This window comes from Lutibacter sp. (genome assembly GCF_013139515.1).
Classification (GTDB): domain Bacteria; phylum Bacteroidota; class Bacteroidia; order Flavobacteriales; family Flavobacteriaceae; genus Lutibacter.
Genome location: NZ_WTAR01000015.1, coordinates 44,801 through 63,619, shown reverse-complemented (window position 1 = coordinate 63,619; position 18,819 = coordinate 44,801). Strand labels below are relative to the sequence as shown.

The 18,819-nt window shown below is 30.2% G+C and carries 15 protein-coding genes and 1 pseudogene; 3 read left to right on the top strand and 13 right to left on the bottom strand.

Going from position 1 to position 18,819, the window contains the following annotated elements; translation table 11 throughout:
- Positions 1-401 (bottom strand): annotated as a pseudogene (locus GQ540_RS01890) (mechanosensitive ion channel family protein); the annotation flags it as partial.
- Between the two features lie 69 nt (positions 402-470).
- The gene (locus GQ540_RS01885; protein ID WP_291796488.1) at positions 471-2,414 is read right to left on the bottom strand and encodes a YgiQ family radical SAM protein; all 1,944 of its coding nucleotides are present in this window, start codon (positions 2,412-2,414) and stop codon (positions 471-473) included.
- A gap of 138 nt (positions 2,415-2,552) precedes the next feature.
- On the opposite strand from GQ540_RS01885, the gene GQ540_RS01880 reads away from it, so the two are divergent.
- A complete protein-coding gene (locus tag GQ540_RS01880; RefSeq protein ID WP_291796485.1) occupies positions 2,553-3,047 on the top strand; it encodes a hypothetical protein in 495 nt (164 codons plus the stop codon).
- Between the two features lie 50 nt (positions 3,048-3,097).
- Here GQ540_RS01880 and GQ540_RS01875 read toward each other — a convergent pair whose 3' ends face one another.
- The 4 genes from GQ540_RS01875 to GQ540_RS01860 are packed head-to-tail and all read right to left on the bottom strand — an operon-like array spanning position 3,098 to position 7,153.
- On the bottom strand, positions 3,098-3,520 hold the full coding sequence (locus GQ540_RS01875; protein ID WP_291796482.1) for a hypothetical protein: 423 nt from the start codon (positions 3,518-3,520) through the stop codon (positions 3,098-3,100).
- Between the two features lie 10 nt (positions 3,521-3,530).
- A complete protein-coding gene (locus GQ540_RS01870; RefSeq protein WP_291796479.1) occupies positions 3,531-4,307 on the bottom strand; it encodes a glucosaminidase domain-containing protein in 777 nt (258 codons plus the stop codon).
- Between the two features lie 3 nt (positions 4,308-4,310).
- Complete coding sequence (locus GQ540_RS01865; protein ID WP_291796496.1) at positions 4,311-5,216, bottom strand: 1-aminocyclopropane-1-carboxylate deaminase/D-cysteine desulfhydrase; 906 nt, start codon at positions 5,214-5,216, stop codon at positions 4,311-4,313.
- Between the two features lie 17 nt (positions 5,217-5,233).
- Positions 5,234-7,153 (bottom strand): ABC-F family ATP-binding cassette domain-containing protein, encoded by a 1,920-nt coding sequence (locus tag GQ540_RS01860; RefSeq protein WP_291796476.1) that lies wholly within the window; start codon positions 7,151-7,153, stop codon positions 5,234-5,236.
- A 126-nt stretch (positions 7,154-7,279) separates the two neighbouring features.
- Between GQ540_RS01860 and GQ540_RS01855 the strand changes: the two genes are divergently transcribed.
- Positions 7,280-7,672 carry a DUF983 domain-containing protein gene (locus GQ540_RS01855; protein WP_367205882.1) on the top strand — a complete coding sequence of 131 codons (393 nt, stop codon included), beginning with the start codon at positions 7,280-7,282 and terminating at the stop codon, positions 7,670-7,672.
- Here GQ540_RS01855 and GQ540_RS01850 read toward each other — a convergent pair.
- The 7 genes from GQ540_RS01850 to topA all read right to left on the bottom strand — a co-directional run bounded on the left by GQ540_RS01850 (position 7,665) and on the right by topA (position 17,156).
- A complete protein-coding gene (locus tag GQ540_RS01850; protein WP_291796473.1) occupies positions 7,665-8,705 on the bottom strand; it encodes an FAD-binding oxidoreductase in 1,041 nt (346 codons plus the stop codon). The genes GQ540_RS01855 and GQ540_RS01850 overlap by 8 nt on opposite strands.
- A gap of 75 nt (positions 8,706-8,780) precedes the next feature.
- Positions 8,781-9,680, bottom strand: a complete 900-nt coding sequence (gldN, locus tag GQ540_RS01845) for a gliding motility protein GldN (protein WP_291796491.1) — start codon at positions 9,678-9,680, stop codon at positions 8,781-8,783.
- A gap of 15 nt (positions 9,681-9,695) precedes the next feature.
- Positions 9,696-11,246 carry a gliding motility protein GldM gene (gene gldM, locus GQ540_RS01840; protein WP_291796470.1) on the bottom strand — a complete coding sequence of 517 codons (1,551 nt, stop codon included), beginning with the start codon at positions 11,244-11,246 and terminating at the stop codon, positions 9,696-9,698.
- A gap of 46 nt (positions 11,247-11,292) precedes the next feature.
- Positions 11,293-11,940: a gliding motility protein GldL gene (gldL, locus tag GQ540_RS01835; RefSeq protein ID WP_291796467.1), complete on the bottom strand. Its 648-nt coding sequence runs from the start codon at positions 11,938-11,940 to the stop codon at positions 11,293-11,295.
- Positions 11,941-11,971: 31 nt separating this feature from the next.
- A complete protein-coding gene (gldK, locus tag GQ540_RS01830; RefSeq protein ID WP_291796464.1) occupies positions 11,972-13,330 on the bottom strand; it encodes a gliding motility lipoprotein GldK in 1,359 nt (452 codons plus the stop codon).
- A gap of 117 nt (positions 13,331-13,447) precedes the next feature.
- Positions 13,448-14,608: a formimidoylglutamase gene (locus GQ540_RS01825; protein WP_291796461.1), complete on the bottom strand. Its 1,161-nt coding sequence runs from the start codon at positions 14,606-14,608 to the stop codon at positions 13,448-13,450.
- A gap of 52 nt (positions 14,609-14,660) precedes the next feature.
- Positions 14,661-17,156 (bottom strand): type I DNA topoisomerase, encoded by a 2,496-nt coding sequence (gene topA / locus GQ540_RS01820; protein WP_291796447.1) that lies wholly within the window; start codon positions 17,154-17,156, stop codon positions 14,661-14,663.
- Between the two features lie 228 nt (positions 17,157-17,384).
- Here topA and miaB point away from each other — a divergent pair, with 228 nt between their 5' ends.
- Entirely contained in the window at positions 17,385-18,818 is a 1,434-nt protein-coding gene (gene miaB, locus GQ540_RS01815) for a tRNA (N6-isopentenyl adenosine(37)-C2)-methylthiotransferase MiaB (protein ID WP_291796445.1), read from the top strand.
- The last annotated feature ends 1 nt before the right edge of the window (position 18,819 follow it).

Here is an 18,819-nt window from a genome sequence, read left to right as displayed (position 1 = left end):
AGTTCATTTACTTTTAATACTGTTTCAGAAGAATAATACCAATTTCCTTCCACCTTTTCAATAAATATTTCTGGAAATTGGTGTGGAAACAATACATATCTATACCCAATATCATATCCAGTAGTATCAGTATACATACTATCAACTGGCACTTTGCTAAAGTCAACTTTTAAGCCTTTACCATCCAATATTTTTTTTAACTTAACAGCAATATCTTGTGCCTCTTCTTCTTCAAAACCATAAATAGTTGCTGCTGCTTTTTCAGGTTCATAAGAATCTGGTTGTAAAAAAAATAAATGCGTGTAAATTGCTGCATTCGGATTGCTTAAATCAACTTTAACCTTGTTTTGAGCAACTACTAATGTTGAAAGCAATAAAAAAAATAGACTTAGCTTCTTCATGCTGATGAATTTTAAACTTCTCATCAAATTTAAGACATAATTTAATAGCGATAAATTAATGTTGTCGAATTATTTCCGTTTCTTTTTTGAAGTAAATTTCTTTTTTTTTCTTGAAGTAAAAGAAACTGCATCATTAAAAGTATCTTTTGTTTTAACTCCTTTATTTTTTTTCCAAGAATTAGATGAAGGCACTAACTTTTGTAATAAATCATCTCTACCTACTTTCGTTAAAATATTTTTAATCCACTGCTGATTTTCTCTTTTATACCAAAAGAAAAAACGATGCTGTTGATCTCTTTCATTTTTGGTTTTAGAAGATTTCATTGGCTTTAACGTATATGGATGGTAACCGCTATAATAAATAACCGTAGCAACCGTCATAGGTGTTGGCGTAAACCCTTGCACTTGCTCTAACTGAAAACCCATATCTTTAGTCTCGGCAGCCAAATTTGCCATATCTTCCAACTCACATGCTGGGTGACTAGAAATAAAATAGGGTATTAATTGAAGATTTAATTTTTTCTTGAAATTAATCTTATCAAAACGTTCTTTAAATTTATGGAAATAAGAAAAAGAAGGTTTTCTCATAAGCTTTAACACATTATCTGAAGTATGCTCAGGAGCAACTTTTAATCGTCCAGAAACGTGATTTGTCATCACTTCTTCCGTGTAAGCATCTAACTCTTTTGGATCGGCTAGTTTGTTAAATTCTGGGACTAATAAATCATGCCGGATTCCACTTCCAATAAAAGATTTTTTTATTTTTGGATGCTTATCAACTGCTTTATATAAATCGGTTAAAGGTTTATGAGATGTATCTAAATTATGACAAATTACAGGCGATATACAAGATGGTGAAACGCATTTATCACAGATTCCCTGTACTTTACCTTTCATTTTATACATATTTGCTGAAGGTCCTCCAATGTCAGATAAATACCCTTTAAAATCGGGCATTTTTACTACTTTATCTACTTCTTTTAAAATAGAATCCTGACTTCTACTCGCTATAAATTTTCCTTGATGTGCTGAAATTGTACAAAAACTACAACCTCCAAAACAACCGCGATGAATATTAATTGAAAACTTAATCATTTCAAACGCTGGAATTGGCCCTCGCTTATTATATTTTGGGTGTGGTAATCGTGTAAAAGGTAAATCGAAAGAGGCATCAATCTCTTTTTCCGTCATGGTATGATACGGTGGGTTTATAACCAACGTAGATGTGTTTATTTTCTGAAAAATTCGATTTGCATATAATTTATTGGACTCCTGCTCTATCGTTTTAAAGTTAGACGCAAACTTCTTTTTATCCTTCAAACAAACTTCGTGCGAATTTATGGTAACATCTTCCCAATTTTTATTTTTTGGAAGTTGCTCATCATTCTTCAATAAAAAGGCAGTTTGATTTACGGTTTTAATACTTGAAAAAGGTACTCCTTTTTGTAACAAAGTAACAATTTCACGCAAAGGTTGTTCACCCATTCCGTACACCAACAAATCAGCTTTTGAATCTTCTAAAATGGTAGGTTTTAAAGTATCACTCCAATAATCATAATGAGTAACTCTACGCAATGAAGCTTCAATTCCTCCAATTAATACAGGAACATCTGGGAATTTTTCTTTTAAAATAGTTGAATAAACTGATGTGGCATAATCTGGTCTAAAACCTTTATCTCCGTTTGGTGTATACGCATCTTTATCTCGCCTTTTTTTACTTGCAGTATAATTACTTACCATTGGATCCATACAACCACCAGTAACTCCAAAAAATAATTTTGGTGTTCCTAATTTGGTGAAATCTTGCAAATTATCATTCACGCTAGGTTGCGGTACAATTGCCACTCTTAAACCATAACTTTCAAGAATTCTACCAATAACAGCAGGTCCAAACGCAGGATGATCTACATAAGCATCTCCACTAAAAAGAATCACATCTAATGCTGACCAGCCTCTAAGTTTAACCTCTTTATTAGTAGTAGGTAACCAATCTGAAAGTTTATTCATTATCATATGTTGCAAAAATACGCTAAATAAAGCAATTAGCATGGCGTTAAAATTCTAAACACTAGTGTTAATGAGTGTTAACAATTTAAACCTTTCTATTTTTTGAAGGTCAAAGAAGTATAACAAAAATAAACAGTTAGGATTATGAGAAAATTAGTTGGAATATTAGTAATTGTATTTTTAGTTTCAACCACTATAAATGCACAAGGAAAGAAAAGCAACACAAAAAAAAGAGCCAATTTTAATGCTGAGCAAATGGCAACTTTACAAACAAAAAGAATGACGCTTCACTTTGATTTAGATAATAATCAAAAAAAAGCAATCTACAATCTTAAGCTAAAACAAGCTGAAAAACGTTTAGCAACTACTGAAATGTTTAAACTAAATAAAGAAAAAGGTGTTCAGTTAACAAATGAGCAACGTTTTGAAATTCAGAATAATCGTTTAGACACTCAAATAGAAGCTAAAACGGCTATAAAAAGCATTCTTAACAAAGAGCAGTTTGAAAAATGGGAAAACCATCAAAAAGTAAAAATGAGAGACGGTAAAAAAAGAATGGCGAAAGGAAAAGGAAACAATCAAAAAAAAGGAAATAAACAGGATGGGAAACCTAGAAATTCTCAAATAAATAGAAGTTAGTTTGATTTGATTAATTGTTAGTTAAGAACGCTGCTTTATGCAGCGTTTTTTTATCTATTAATTAAATCTTTATTTAGCTTAGAAAATAGTAGTGTCAATTCTTTTTCAGATAATGAAAGGGTTAAAATTTCAATTGCTTTCTTAATTGTACGGCAGTAAAGATAATCTCTATTATCTAACTCTTCAGAATAAAGTTCAGCAAAAACAACATCTTGTGGTCTTTTTGTAATGTGTACCGTACGGTAAGTTGATTTAATTATATTGCTTCGAAGTTTAATAAGTTCATCAATTTCTTTAAAATTAATATCAAAATTTAATTCTGTAATATCTTGAATTACGCTATCAACAGGTACTTTTGAAGTAATCTCAATAAAATTCTTCATAGATTTTTTATACGATTCAAAATTCCAATCCCCAGTCCATTTAATTATAAACAACTTATGCTCTTCAATATAATTATATAAAATTTTCACCTTGAGTATATTATTTAATTAAACTTAGTGTTTGCCCAATATTAATTTCATTAGAGTTTAAGCCATTAAAGCGTTTCAATTCTTCAACAGTTAAACCATATTTTTTTGAAATAGAATACAACGTATCTCCTTTTAAAACTATATGATTTGTTACAGGGTTTGTTGTTTTCTTTTTGAAAGATTTACCCAAAACCTCGGTATCATATTTATGTAAATTATATTTTTCAATCAAAGCAATTAATTTTGCTGGATATCTTCTATCAGTTGCATAACCAGCTTCACTTAAACCTTTTGCCCACTTAACATAATCACCTTTTTTAAATTTAAATAATTTTGCATAACGAGTTCGCCCAGTTAAAAATAACGAATGGTCTTTAAATGAATTTGCAGGATCTTTATACACTCTAAAACAATCATCTTTTTTATCATCATCATGATAAACACGTTTACCTTTCCAACCTTTATGACATTTTATTCCAAAATGATTATTCGATTTCCTAGTTAATTCACTATTTCCACTTGAAGATTCTAAAATACCTTGCGCTAAAGTAATACTTGCCGGAATTTTATACTTACGCATAGATTCCATCGCTGTTTTTTTGTAGGTATTAATATAATTAATTGTCCGATTGGTAATAGGCGAATTAGTAGTTTTAGTAGTTTGTTTCTTTGATTTTATTACAACAACTTCCTTTTTAGTCACTTTTTTAACGGCTGTCTTCTTAGATTTACAACTCCCAAATAAACCAATTATTACTACTACTATTAGAATATATTTTAACTTCATAAGTTATTTTATTTGAGGTAAATTTTTCTTACTTAACACTAAATTCATTCCATCAATTCCTTGTAAACCACCTGTATGAATTGCTAAAATTTTAGTTCCTTTTTTAAAAGTATCTTTTTTTATTAAATCTACAATACCAAACAACATTTTCCCCGTATAAACTGGATCTAAAGGTATATTCGTTTCTCTTTTAAAGTTATTGATAAAAGTAATTAATTCTTCTGAAATTTTAGCATAACCGCCAAAATGATAATTGGTATTTAAACTCCAATTAGTATTCTTTAGTACATGTTTTTTTATTTCATCTTGAAGAAAATCACCTTTTAACGCAGGAAACCCAATGACTTTTTGATGGTTTTTAGATGAATTTATAATTCCTGAAATTGTACCTCCAGTACCAATTGCGCAACAAATAACATTGTATTGCTTATCTTCTTCTACCAAAATTTCTTCGCAACCTTTTACTGCAAAAGTATTAGTTCCTCCTTCAGGCACTAAATAAAACTCTCCAAATTTTTCTTTTAATTTAGTTATAAATTCAGATGAAGTTTTTATTCTATACTCACTTCGTGAAACAAAATGAAATTTCATATCATGTTCTGATGCAAACTTTAATGTTGGATTTGTTTTAATAACTTCCACTAAATTAGCTGCTAGTTCATCACCTCTAATAACTCCAATGGTTTTAAAATTATGCTCAAAACCTGCTGCTGCAGTAGCAGCAATATGATTAGAATAAGCACCTCCAAAAGTCAACAATGTATGCTCGTTTTGTTTAGAAGCTTCTTCTAAATTATATTTTAATTTACGGTATTTATTACCTGAAATAAAAGGATGCAATTCATCTTCTCTCTTTATAAAAAGTGAAACACTTTTATCTTTTATTTCAGAAAAGTGAACTTGTTGAATCCTGCTATTTTTAGTTGTTAAGAACAATTCTCAGCTTTTTCTTCAATTTCAGCCCATTCCTCCATCAATTTTTCCACTTTCAGTTTTTTTGCTTTGTAGTTTTCAAAAAAATTGGGTTTTGTAGACGTTAGCTCAAAGTTTTCAGTTAAATCCACATCCATTTCTGAAATTTCATTTTCCAACGTATCAATTTGAGTTTCAATTTTAGATAATTGATTCTTTAATTTTTTAAGTTCTTTTTCTCCTTGTCGTGATAATTTATATTCTTTTTTATTAGAAGCTTCTGGCTTTTTTGCTATTACAGTTCTCTTTTCTGCCTCTCGTAAATTTTCAAGTTGATGTTGTTCCAAGAAAAAGTCGATATCTCCTAAATATTCTTTAATCACTTTATCTTTAAAACCATATACGGTAGTTGCTAAACCTTGTAAGAAATCTCTATCATGCGAAACCAGAATAAGTGTACCATCAAATTTATTAAGCGCTTGTTTTAAAACATTTTTTGATGCAATATCTAAGTGGTTTGTTGGTTCATCCATGATTAAAATATTAAACGGAGACAACAACAATTTACATAAAGCCAATCTATTTCTTTCACCACCAGATAACATTTTAGCTTTTTTATCTACTGCATCTCCACCAAACAAAAATGAACCTAACATATCTCTAACTCTAGCTCTATTCCCGTCTGTGGCGGCATTTTCCATAATTTCCAACACCGTTTGTTCAGGCTCTAAATATTCCGATTGATTTTGAGCAAAATAACCGATTTGAACATTGTGTCCCAATTTTAGATGACCACCATGAGGAATTTCTCCTACTAAAATTTTTGCCAAGGTAGATTTTCCTTGTCCGTTTTGCCCTACAAAAGCTATTTTACTATTTCTTTCAATCAATAAATCAACATTTTCCAACACATCTTTCTTTCCATAACTCTTAGAAAGATTTTCAGCTTCTACAACTACTTTTCCAGGTTCTTTTGAAATTTGGAACCGAATATTCATCACTGCATTATCATCATCATCAACCTCTATACGCTGTACTTTATCTAATTTTTTAATTAAAGATTGAGCCATGGTCGCTTTATTTGCCTTTGCTCTAAATTTATCTATTAAAAGTTGGGTTGCTTTAATTTCTTTTTCCTGATTTTTTTGTGCTTGTAATTGCTTTTCCTTTATCTCGCCTCTCAATAATAAAAATTGAGAATATGGTTTTTTATAATCATAAATTTTACCCAAAGAAATTTCAATAGTTCTATTGGTTACATTATCCAAAAACATTTTATCATGCGATACTAAAACAATGGCACCTGCATACATTTTTAAAAAGTTTTCTAACCAAATAATAGATTCAATATCTAAATGGTTTGTTGGCTCATCTAATAATAAAATATCATTATTTTGTAATAGTAACTTTGCCAATTCAATACGCATTCTCCATCCTCCAGAAAAAGTATCCGTTAGTTTATCAAAATCTTCTCTTTGAAAACCTAAACCTTGTAATATTTTTTCCGTATTTCCTTGATAATTATAACCGCCAAGTAATTCATATCTATGCGTTAGATCATTTAAATCAACCATTAAATCATGATAGTATTCACTTTCATAATCTGTTCTATCAGCTAATTCTTGATTTATTTTATCTAGTTTGACTTCAATCTCTTTAATTTCTTCAAAAGCTTGGTAAGCTTCTTCTAAAATTGTTCTTCCTTCTACAAAATCTATATCCTGACGCAAAAAACCAATACGCACGTCCTTATCAAAAGCCATGGTTCCACTCGTGCTTTCAATATCTTTTGAAAGTACTTTAAGTAATGTAGATTTTCCTGCTCCATTTTTTCCAATTAAACCAATTCTATCTCCTTTATTTAGTTTAAAAGTAATTCCTGAAAATAAATCGGAACCGGCAAAAGAAACCGTTAAATTATGTACGTTAAGCATTTATATTTTATAATTTAATGTAAATTTGAGTGTTTTTATATAAACTTTGCAAACTTACTATAAATAAGTTTGCAACTGAATTAAAGTTTTTTATTTTAATAAAAAAGAGTCTTCGAATTAAATTTAATGAAAATTATAAAAAAAGGATCAAAACTATATAGCATTTTATTTAATAAATGCCCAAAATGTCATGAAGGTGATTTTATGGTTGAAAAGAATATTTTTAAACTCCATAAAGCATTTAAAATGCATGATAACTGCCCTAAATGCGGTTTTAAGTATATGATGGAGCCTTCATTTTTTTATGGTTCTATGTACGTAAACTACACACTTACCGTTGGGTTTTCAATTGTCACATTTATTATTTCAGCCTTGGTATTTAAATTAAGCTTATTAGAAAGCTTTATTCCTATTGTTGCTGTTTTAATTTTAACTGCTCCAATTTCAATACGCTTATCTCGTATTACTTGGATCAATATATTTGTTTCTTATACTACTAATTCAAAAGAAACTACTTAAAACGAGCAATAGAAATTTCTTTATCTAAAGCTTTATCATTTTCTAAATTATTGTAAAGTACTTTTGCTGCGATTGGAGCAATCATAACACCACGAGTTCCTAAACCATTTAAAACAGCTAAATTTGTATGTGTTGGATGTTTACCCACAAGTGGTCTTCTATCCTTTACAGTAGGTCTAATTCCAGCTGTTTGTTCCACAATTTTATAAGGAACAGTTATAAATGATTCTAATTTAGACTCTAATTCTTGTCTTCCTTCTGCTGAAGGATGTGTTGTTTTATCTTTCCAATTAAAAGTAGCCCCTACTTTATAATAATTATCACCTAACGGAAGTACAAAAACTGCTGCTTTAATTAAAAAATCTACATTTAAATTTGGCGCATGTATTGTTATTAACTCGCCTTTTGCTTCTTGCATTGGCAAATAATTAAAAAACGGATTTTTAACCAATCCAAATCCTTCACAAAAAACAATTTTTGAAGCTTTTACATTTTTATATTCAACATCATTTTTATTGATTAATAATTGGGAATAATTAAAACTTTCATTCTTAATTAAATCCTTATTATTTAAATAATTTCGATAATTTTCAAGTAAAATTCTTGTATCAATTCTACCTGTATTGGTTAATTTTCCAAAACCAAAATTGGCTAAAACTCCTTCATATTTATTATTTATTAATTGAGGAATCATATAGTTTGCTAATAATGGTTTATCACTCGCTATAAACCAGTTATTTTGCTCTTGAACAGATTTAAACACTCTATAAATATCAATTGGGTAATTGTACTTTTTATTGAATTGTTTTTCTAATTCAGCATAAAACGGCAATGCTATTTCTAATTGTTCAATAGCGTTCCAAACAGGTGTAAAACGCTTTAAAATTACCGGATTGTACATTCCTCCAGCAACAATTGATGAATTTTGAGAATGATCTTCAAAAACTATGAATGATTTATTATTTTTTTCAAGTTCCTTTGAAAAAGCTAGACCAGCTAACCCTAAACCAACAATTAAATAATCTACCTGCATACAACAAATTTAAAGTATAAAACAAAAACTCCTGCTATAAGCAAGAGTTTTTGTTTTTGATTTTATGTGCAAAATTTAATAATTCCACATATCTAATTCTTTATTTCTAATTTCATCTTTAATTTTATTAGATTCTAAAACTTGAAATAATGCATTTCCTTTTACATAATGTGCAACATCTCTATTTCCATAAATATTTTCTTCTCTAAAAATAATAGAATTAAATCTTCTTGCATTTAAAAGATGATCAAAAGATATTGGGTAGGCCGCATTTTTATCGTTAAAAACTTTCATTTCATGAAGTGTTTGCCTAGCATCAGGAAACCAAACCCAAAACAACGCTAATTGTTCAGAAATATCCATATCTTCTCTTCCCATAGTTTGCACATCAGGAGCAACTGGAGCTAAAGCTAATAAACGATATTTTAATTCACCTTGACGTTTATCAAAATACCAAAGACCTTTAATTTTAAACCCTTGAATATCTTGGGATGTTAAGTTAATTTTATCTATGTATTCTTCAATATTCGTACTTCCCTCATTCAGTTCGTCAATACCAGCTTCAGTAGTATCAATTCTATAAAGTTTACTATTTATTTCTGCTTTTGTCATTTTAGCAGTAAAATAAGAGTCATCATAAACTTCTGTAATTATATCACTTTTAATACCCCTTAACAAAGTATCAAATAATGAACGTCTATTTCCAGAAACATTTGTAGTATCAACTGGGTAATACATTGGTAAATTAATTCGCTCATTTAAATCTATATATTCCCAAACAACTTTAGACCATAAAATATCTCTATCATCAATATAGCCGTATTCTAATGGTTCATCGTTATCTATAGCTAATTGTTCAGCTGTTTTCTCACCAATATTAGAAGGTTTTTTTACATTCAATAAGTTTGACTGTGCGTATGTAAAACTATACGCCATAAATGCCAAAATAAAAAATCCAATATTTCTCTTATTCATCATTTAAATTTTATTTTATTGTATTTCTATACTAACTGCTGAAGCTTCTTTAATTTTATAAGTAGTATTCCCAACTAACGCAGATTTTATAGCAAATATTGTTACAACATCACCTCTTTTAGCTTTTGCAATTGCTTTTTTAGCTTGAGCATTCATCTTATTACCTCTAACCACAACTGCTCCTTGACCTGGCACTTTCAACGTAAACCCAGATGTTTTTAATACTAAATCAAAATCGAAATCAAGTAATATTGCATTAACCGTTGACTTTTCTAAACTTGACTTTGGCATTTTAACATAGCCTGTTTGTTTTCTTATACTTCCACTTGGCGAAGGAATACCTTTAATTCTAAAATTTTGAGAAGTACTAATCAATTCTCCACTAGCCATTTTTCCAGTAACTTTAATGGTTACTTCTTTTCCTGAACCTGGAGTCATAATATATTTACCTACACCACTTACTTTTTGTAAACCAACGGCTGTTGCAGTAACTAAATTATCAGGTATTCCGGGAATTGAAATTGTCATAGGGTTTGGTACACCTCTATACACAACATTCATTTTATCAGCTGAAATAACCGCACTATTTGGTTTGGCAATAACTATATATTTACTATCAATTTCAATCTCAACAGGTTTTCCATCTTGAATAAAAACAAATTTCCCTTTTACTTCACGTTCACCAACTGCACCAGCTGGAAAATTTAATACAGCACCTCCATTTTCAAGTGTATTAATTTCTTTGTTATTAACTATTACTTGGTCTGGTTTTAAAGAAGCATCATAACGTCCCAAAACAATTTTTCCTTTAAAATTCTCACCACTAAAAAAAGCTGGTTTGTCTGGAATTAAAATTGTCTTATATGTGTTTGCTCCAATACCTGCATCACTTTCTAATTGGCCGCCTAATAAACTACCAAATATTTCAGATTGTGTGGTTTTAATATCGGTTTGCATAGAAGTTAAATTGGTAATTGTAGAAATTAAAGGAAAACCTTCATATCTATTATTTAACCATCGTTGCATACCATCTTGTGTTTTTTGGTCTGAAGTGTCAAATCGTGCTTTAATTGAAGGCACAAGTACTAATGAGACTAATGTGTCGTTTTTTTCAATTAAATCTGATATTGCAGTTCTATACCCAATAATTCTATCTAAAAATTCTTGTCCTCCTTTTGCATATTTATCACCTAAGAAAAAATCTTGATCAACCAATTGAGATTGATCCATTGCTTCATATTCCTTCGGGTTTTCTTTTTCTGAAAGAAAAAACGTCTTTTTAGTTTCTAAATAATCATTAAATTCTTTAGATAATTCATCAACCTTTTTAGCTATTAAATAACGCGATTCATATTTATCTTTTTGATCAGTTGCTTTTGTTGCTAGGTTGGCAAGTGTAGCATCATTTTTAACTGTTGCAGTAGCATTATTATCTACTAACTTTTCATTCATATATCCAAACGCAGAAAGCACTTCCTTAGACATATTCATTGCTAACATTGCAATAAAAATTAAATACATCAAGTTAATCATTTTCTGCCTTGCTGATAGTTTACCTGAGGCCATACTAATTAGTTTTTTGGTTCATAATTAAAGTTAAATAATTAACTAACTAGTTTTTATTTGACATTGCTGATAACATACCACCATAAACTCCATTTAATGAAGAAAGGTTAGTTGCAAGCGATTCCATTTGCTCTTGTAGTTTTTGAGTATTTTCAGCAACCTGATCATTAATTTCAGCTTGTCTTGTTGAATTTTCCAATTGTACTTGGTACAAACTATTTAAAGATTCCATTTGAGTAGCTGCTTTAGATAACTGTTCTGTATAGCTATTTGTTGCTGCAATTGAATCTACTGCAGGAGCAATATTTTCAGCAGCACCTTTAAAGTTAAGAATACTGTCTCCTAAACTAGTCATTAAATCTGCATCTAATTTTGCATCTTTTAACATAGTGTCTAATTTTTGTGAAAGTAAACTTTGAGCTTCCCTTGCTTCAGCTCTATCTTTATCACGCAAATTACCTCCCATTAATTCAGGATATACCAAAGACCAATCTAAATCTTCTTCAACTGGTTCAAATGCAGAAATAGCAAAAATAAGTGCCTCTGTCACTAAACCTATTGTTAACATAACACTACCTGTTAAAAAACCTATATGAAAATGTGTTAATTTAAAAAGAGCTCCAATAATAACTACTGATGCACCTAGGCCATAAGCCATGTTAAACATTTTTTTTACTGAATTCTTTTTTGCCATAATAATAATTTTTAAGTAGGGTTAGTTTCTTTTAATTTCCATTAATATTGGTTCCTAAAAAATCTTGAACAGTTCTGAAACCAATATAGCTTCTCGCTGAATCTGAATACTCATAATCACGTGTGCTTACTTGTAAAAAGTATGATACATCTTTCCAAGAGCCTCCTCTAATTATTTTTCTATGATTTTTGTTTATTTCTACGTTGGGGTTCATTGTAGATCCAATATAATATGATGCTTCACTATAGGCTGTATTTGTCCATTCTGATACGTTTCCTGCCATATTGTACAATCCATAATCATTTGCATTGTATGATTTAGCTTCCATAGTATACAAAGCTCCATCAACGGCATAATCTCCTCTGCTAGGTTTAAAATTTGCTAAAAAACATCCTCTATCACTAGTTGTGTATGGGCCACCCCAAGGATACGTTGCAAAATTAAGACCTCCACGAGCTGCATATTCCCATTCTGCTTCAGTTGCCAATCTAAAATAGGGTACTGAACTAGGGTTCTTTTTTGATTGTAAAAAATCGTTTTTCTTTTTTGTTCTCCAATTACAAAATGCTTTTGCTTGACTCCAAGTTACTCCAACTACTGGATAATCATCATAAGCTTGGTGGTGAAAATAATCTTGATGCATTGGGTCGTTATATGAATAATTAAAATCTTTAACCCAAACAGTTGTATCAGGATATACTTCAACTATTTCACTTTTAATAAAATCTTTTCTGCTTCCGTTTGTTTTTGCTGCTAATTCTCTATCTAACCAAGAATATTTGAATTTTAATTTTTTTGTATCTAAAATTCTTTTACCGTCTAAACTGTTTTCAATTGGTAAGTACATGGTATCCATTACTTCTGAGTAGTACTCATCAGGAAATTCGCTTGTATCCCAAATTAAATCTTCCTCCCAATTTAATGATCTTCCTTGCAAAGGTGAGTTTACATCACCTAAACTACCATAGTTATTTAACATATACTTTTGATATGGTGTCATTCTAGATGTATCTGGAGTTGAAAATTGATAATCTGGTAGTATTATATTTGTTTCATCAGACATTAATTCTGATAAAATTGCTAACTTGGTTCTTACAAGTGAATCTCTTACCCAAAACACAAACTCTTTATATTCAGCGTTTGTAATTTCGGTTTCATCCATATAATATGGTCTAACGGTAACTGTTCTTGTTGGTGTAGTTAATGATCCTGCAACATCTTCATCTTCTTTACCCATAGTGAAAGAACCTCCTGGTATTAAAACCATACCTAATGGCTGTTTTGAATGCCATTCACTTTGAGATCTTCTCCCTACTAACTCACCTTGGTCATTAGAACCACAACTATATGCTAATAAAGCTAATAAAATATACAATGATATTTTCTTCATAATAATTTTCTTCATCTATTTAGGCAAACCTATTACTAATTATTTTAAAAAACAATATTTTCTTTCCTCCCCTTTAACAAAAAAAAATGCATTTTATTATATACAAATACACTTTTTTTACACTAATTTTTTTAGTGTTTTTAACCACCTATCAGGAATTTCCTGATTTGTAGCACTTATATAATCTTGATAAGTACATGGTATTAACGCATGTCTCTTAAATTTATTATTTTCATTTAAATTAATTTCCATCCACCAACGTCCACTTTTATTACTTTTATGAAAATTTAATACTTGATCTTCTATTGGAACAATATATTTTTGATAGTTATCTTTTAATCCAAACGGATAATCTTTTGCTCTATAATTAACACCTTCAATAAAATACCATATCATTTGTGAAATTAATTGTGCTGTTTGCGTTTTTGAATCAAACTGTGCATTGTACTCATAAATTCCAAACGAAGTCACTTTATCACTAATTCCAGCATATCTAGAAATTGCACAAATTTCAGCACCTGTAAACCCGTTAGGTGTTGCATTTCTATTTGCTGGAGCATCTGCATTTTTAATAGCTGATATATCTACACTTACAATATCAGCATCTCTCATAAGAGGTTCTACAAGTTGTAATGAGTTTGAAACTTCTCCCAACCTATATGTATCAAAAAATAAACTATCTAACAAGTCTATCTCTTCTTGGGAGTTATAATAGGTTTGATAACCAATATTGCTATAGTTAAATAAATTATTTGGTTGATTCATCACTACTTTACTTAAAAAGGATTGCGATGTTAATTCATCATCAATGGAACCTAAATCAAATTTATTATCAACAGCTACTATATTTACTGTTTGTTCAAGTGTATCATATGCTCTATAATTTGCATAAGTCAAATCTTGACCTCCACCAATAATAATAGGTATAATTTTATTTTTTATGAGTTCAGATAATAAATTCCCTAAAGCAAAATAAGTATCTTCAATAGTATTTCCTTGCTTAATATTCCCTAAATCAACAAGACTAACTGGCCAATTACCAAGATATAATTTGTATAATTCTTTTCTAATTTGATCTAAATCAGCACCTGTTTCATTGTTTCCAACTGAAGCTCGCCCCTCTTCAACACCAACTATTGCTATTTTTTTATTGCTTAAATCTGGAAAATCATGTTGCGTAGTATAAATTTCGATACATTGACCAAAAGTTTGATTAGGCTGCATTTTAGCATAAGCTACTAAAGCATCATCAACAGGATTAAGATATTCGAAATTCATTAATTAGGGGTTCTTATCTTTTTCTATTTATATGGCAATATACTTAAATTTTTTATTTTTTGGGTGTTTTGCGCTTTGTTGTTTTTTTAGCAGCTTTCTTTTTTGGTGATTTTTTTTCAATAATATCTTTTACCTCTTCTAAAGTCAATTTTGTAGCATCAACAGTTTTTGGCAATTCAATCTTTAATTTTCCTTTTAAAATATTTGACCTACCCCAACGTGCTTTTTCAACTCTAATCCCTTCTTCTTCCCAATTATGAAGTACTTTTTCTATTTCTTTTCGCTTTTTATCTTCAATTAATTCAACAATATTTTCTTTTGACAAGTTATCAAAATCATATTTTTTGTTCACATTAATAAATATTCCATTCCACTTTAAAAATGGTCCAAAACGTCCAACTCCTTTTTGAACAGGTAAACCATCGTGCTCTGCAATAGGCGCATCAGCCGCCTGCTTTTCTTGAATTAATTCTATTGCTCTATTAATATCAATTGACATTGGATTTTCATCTCTAGGAATTGAAATAAACATGGTATCGTATTTAATATATGGACCAAAACGACCGTTTGCAACTATTACTTCAACATCTTCATAACCACCAATTGTTTTAGGTAATTTAAATAAATCCATTGCCTCTTCATAGGTAATTGAAGTTAAAGTTTGAGTACCTTGCAAGCTAGCAAATTTTGGTTTTTCTTCATCAGTGGCTTCTCCAATTTGAACCATTGCTCCAAATCTTCCTAAACGGGCATATACATTTTTACCACTTTCAGGATCTATCCCTAATAAGCGTTCTCCTTTTGCACGCTCAGCGTTTGCTGCAACATCTTCAACAATTGGATGAAAATTATTATAAAATTCTTTTATTCTCTCAATCCAATCTGCTTTACCTTCAGCTATTTCATCAAATTCAGATTCTACTTTTGCAGTAAAACCAAAGTCTAAAATATTTGAGAAATTTTCTACTAAAAAGTCGTTTACAATATTTCCAATATCAGTAGGTGTTAACTTCCCTTTATCTGAGCCTACTTTTTCTGATAAACTTTTTAAAGTTACTTTTTGGCTTGCTAATTTTAGCTGAGTGTAACTTCTATCAACACCTTCAATAGTTCCTTTTTCAACATATTCTCTACGTTGAATTGTAGAAATTGTTGGTGCATATGTTGATGGACGTCCAATACCTAACTCTTCTAATCTTTTTACTAAAGATGCTTCTGTGTAACGATATGGAGCTTTTGTATAACGTTCTGTTGCAGTAACATATTCATTAGTTAAAGTTTCACCTGTAACCATATTAGGAAGCATTCCTTCTTGTTCTTCATCTTCTAAATCAGTTCCTTCTAAATACACTTTTAAGAAACCATCAAACTTTATCATTTCACCATTTGCCGTTAAAACTTTGGTGTTATTATTATTTGTAATTTTAACATTGGTACGTTCTAACTGAGCATCACTCATTTGAGAAGCTATTGTTCTTTTCCAAATTAAATCGTACAATCTATCTTGATCATAATCTACCGAAACAGATTGTGTACTCATATTTGTAGGTCTAATTGCTTCGTGAGCTTCTTGAGCTCCTTTAGATTTTGTACTAAAATTTCTTGGCTTGCTATATGCTTCACCAAAAGATGCTGTTATTTCTTCTTGAGCATTTGTTTTTGCATCTTCTGAAAGGTTTACACTATCTGTTCTCATATAGGTTATTAAACCTGCTTCATACAAACGTTGTGCAATCATCATAGTTTTTGCAACCGGAAAATATAGCTTTCTTGAAGCTTCTTGCTGTAAAGTTGATGTTGTAAATGGTGCTGCCGGAGATTTTTTTGCTGGTTTTTTCTGAAGATCTGCAACTTTAAAGTCGGCTGCAATACAAGAGTTTAAAAATGATTCTGCATCCTCTTTTGTCTCGAAATTTTTTGGCAAGGAAGCTTTAAATTTCTTCCCTTCTTCAGTTAAAAATTCAGCAACTACTTTATATGATGCAACAGGTTTAAAACTACTAATTTCTCGTTCTCTTTCAACAATTAAACGAACTGCTACAGATTGAACTCTACCCGCTGATAAACCACCTTTAATTTTACGCCAAAGCACTGGTGATAATTCATAACCAACTAACCTATCTAAAACTCTTCTTGCTTGTTGTGCATTTACCAAATTGTAATCTATACTTCTTGGATTTTCAACAGCTTTTAAAATTGCTTTCTTTGTAATTTCGTGAAAAACAATACGTTTGGTGTCTATATCTTTTAATTTTAATTGCTCAAATAAATGCCAAGCAATAGCTTCTCCTTCACGATCCTCATCCGATGCTAACCAAACAGTCTCTGCTTTTTTTGCTAAATCTTTTAATTTTTTTACTATTGCTTTTTTATCAGTTGCAACAACATATTTTGGCATAAAATTACCCTCAACATCAATCCCAATTTCCTTTGACGGTAAATCTGCAATGTGCCCAAAACTAGATTCAACTTGAAAATCTTTTCCTAAAAATTTTTCAATTGTTTTTGCTTTTGCTGGGGACTCTACTATTACTAAATTTTTAGCCATATTTCTTTTTAGTTATTATTTTGAAATCTCAATATATATCATTTTCATCATCAAAATTAGTTTGATTCTTATTAAGATTTTGGATTGCAAAAGTATGTAGTTTTTTTTAAATTCAAATTTTTATCTTTTAAAATCATCTTTTTTAACAAAAATTTCACTTGTTAATTTCTGCCAATCTGTCATATTTTTAAAAAATTGGTTATATCTTTGCAATCGAATAAAAGATATATGGGTAGCGAAAAAGTAATAGAAGAAAAGAATCAAGGTCAGGCCTTGTTAACTGAGAAAAAGGAAGGTAATAGCAAAAAATTATATATAGAAAGTTACGGTTGCGCTATGAATTTAAACGATAGTGAAATTGTAGCATCCATACTTTCAAAAGAAGGATATAATACAACGCACATAATTGAAGAAGCTGATTTGGTTTTAGTAAATACGTGTTCAATTAGAGAAAAAGCAGAACAAACTGTACGTAAACGTTTAGAAAAATACAATGCCGTTAAAAAAATAAATCCTAGAATGAAAGTTGGGGTTTTAGGTTGTATGGCTGAACGTTTAAAAGCGAAGTTTTTAGAAGAAGAAAAAATAGTTGATTTAGTTGTTGGCCCTGATGCATACAGAGATTTACCCAATCTACTTGAAGAAGTTAGTGCTGGACGAGATGCTATAAATGTTATTTTATCTAAAGAAGAAACCTACGGCGATGTTTCTCCTGTTCGTTTAAATAGCAATGGAGTTTCAGCCTTTGTATCTATTACTAGAGGTTGCGATAATATGTGCACTTTTTGTGTTGTTCCATTTACGCGCGGAAGAGAACGAAGCCGAGAACCAAAAAGTATTTTAGAAGAAATTAAACAACTTAGCGAGCAAAATTATAAGGAAATAACATTATTAGGTCAAAATGTTGATAGTTACCTTTGGTATGGTGGCGGTTTAAAAAAAGATTTTAAAAATGCTTCAGAAATTGCACAAACAACGGCTGTTGGATTTGCTGAATTACTAGAAATGGTTGCTGTAGCATTTCCAAAAATAAGAATTCGATTTTCTACATCTAATCCTCAGGATATGAATTTAGATGTTATACACGCAATGGCTAAGCACAAAAATATTTGTAAATACGTTCACTTGCCAGTTCAATCTGGAAGCACTTCAGTATTAAAAAGAATGAATCGTCAGCACTCACGTGAAGAGTATATGGAATTAATAGATAATATTAAAAAAATAATTCCTGAATGTGCTTTATCACAAGATATGATGACTGGTTTTTGTGGTGAAACCGAAGAGGAACATCAGGACACTTTAAGTTTGTTAGAATATGTTAAATATGACTTTGGTTTTATGTTTGCCTATTCTGAAAGACCTGGAACACCTGCAGCAAAAAATATGGAAGATGATATTCCGCTAGCAGTTAAAAAAAGACGTTTAGCCGAAATAATTTTAGTGCAACAAAAACATAGTTTATATCATTTAGAACAATTTGTTGGTAAAACTGTTGAAATTTTAATTGAAGGTTCATCAAAAAAGTCTGATGTACATTGGAAAGGTAGAAACTCACAAAATGCCGTTGCTGTTTTTCCTAAAGGAGATGAAAAAATTGGAGATTTTGTAAACGTTTATATTGAAGATTGCACATCTGCAACGCTTATTGGAAAAAGAATTTAAA

Bases quoted from the DNA above. Each gene is read 5' to 3' on its own strand.
- GQ540_RS01885 (WP_291796488.1), bottom strand. From the start codon at position 2,414: ATGATAATGAATAAACTTTCAGATTGGTTACCTACTACTAATAAAGAG.
- GQ540_RS01880 (WP_291796485.1), top strand. From the start codon at position 2,553: ATGAGAAAATTAGTTGGAATATTAGTAATTGTATTTTTAGTTTCAACC.
- GQ540_RS01870 (WP_291796479.1), bottom strand. From the start codon at position 4,307: ATGAAGTTAAAATATATTCTAATAGTAGTAGTAATAATTGGTTTATTT.
- GQ540_RS01860 (WP_291796476.1), bottom strand. From the start codon at position 7,153: ATGCTTAACGTACATAATTTAACGGTTTCTTTTGCCGGTTCCGATTTA.
- GQ540_RS01855 (WP_367205882.1), top strand. From the start codon at position 7,280: ATGAAAATTATAAAAAAAGGATCAAAACTATATAGCATTTTATTTAAT.
- GQ540_RS01850 (WP_291796473.1), bottom strand. From the start codon at position 8,705: ATGCAGGTAGATTATTTAATTGTTGGTTTAGGGTTAGCTGGTCTAGCT.
- gldN (WP_291796491.1), bottom strand. From the start codon at position 9,680: ATGAATAAGAGAAATATTGGATTTTTTATTTTGGCATTTATGGCGTAT.
- gldM (WP_291796470.1), bottom strand. From the start codon at position 11,246: ATGGCCTCAGGTAAACTATCAGCAAGGCAGAAAATGATTAACTTGATG.
- gldL (WP_291796467.1), bottom strand. From the start codon at position 11,940: ATGGCAAAAAAGAATTCAGTAAAAAAAATGTTTAACATGGCTTATGGC.
- gldK (WP_291796464.1), bottom strand. From the start codon at position 13,330: ATGAAGAAAATATCATTGTATATTTTATTAGCTTTATTAGCATATAGT.
- GQ540_RS01825 (WP_291796461.1), bottom strand. From the start codon at position 14,608: ATGAATTTCGAATATCTTAATCCTGTTGATGATGCTTTAGTAGCTTAT.
- topA (WP_291796447.1), bottom strand. From the start codon at position 17,156: ATGGCTAAAAATTTAGTAATAGTAGAGTCCCCAGCAAAAGCAAAAACA.
- miaB (WP_291796445.1), top strand. From the start codon at position 17,385: ATGGGTAGCGAAAAAGTAATAGAAGAAAAGAATCAAGGTCAGGCCTTG.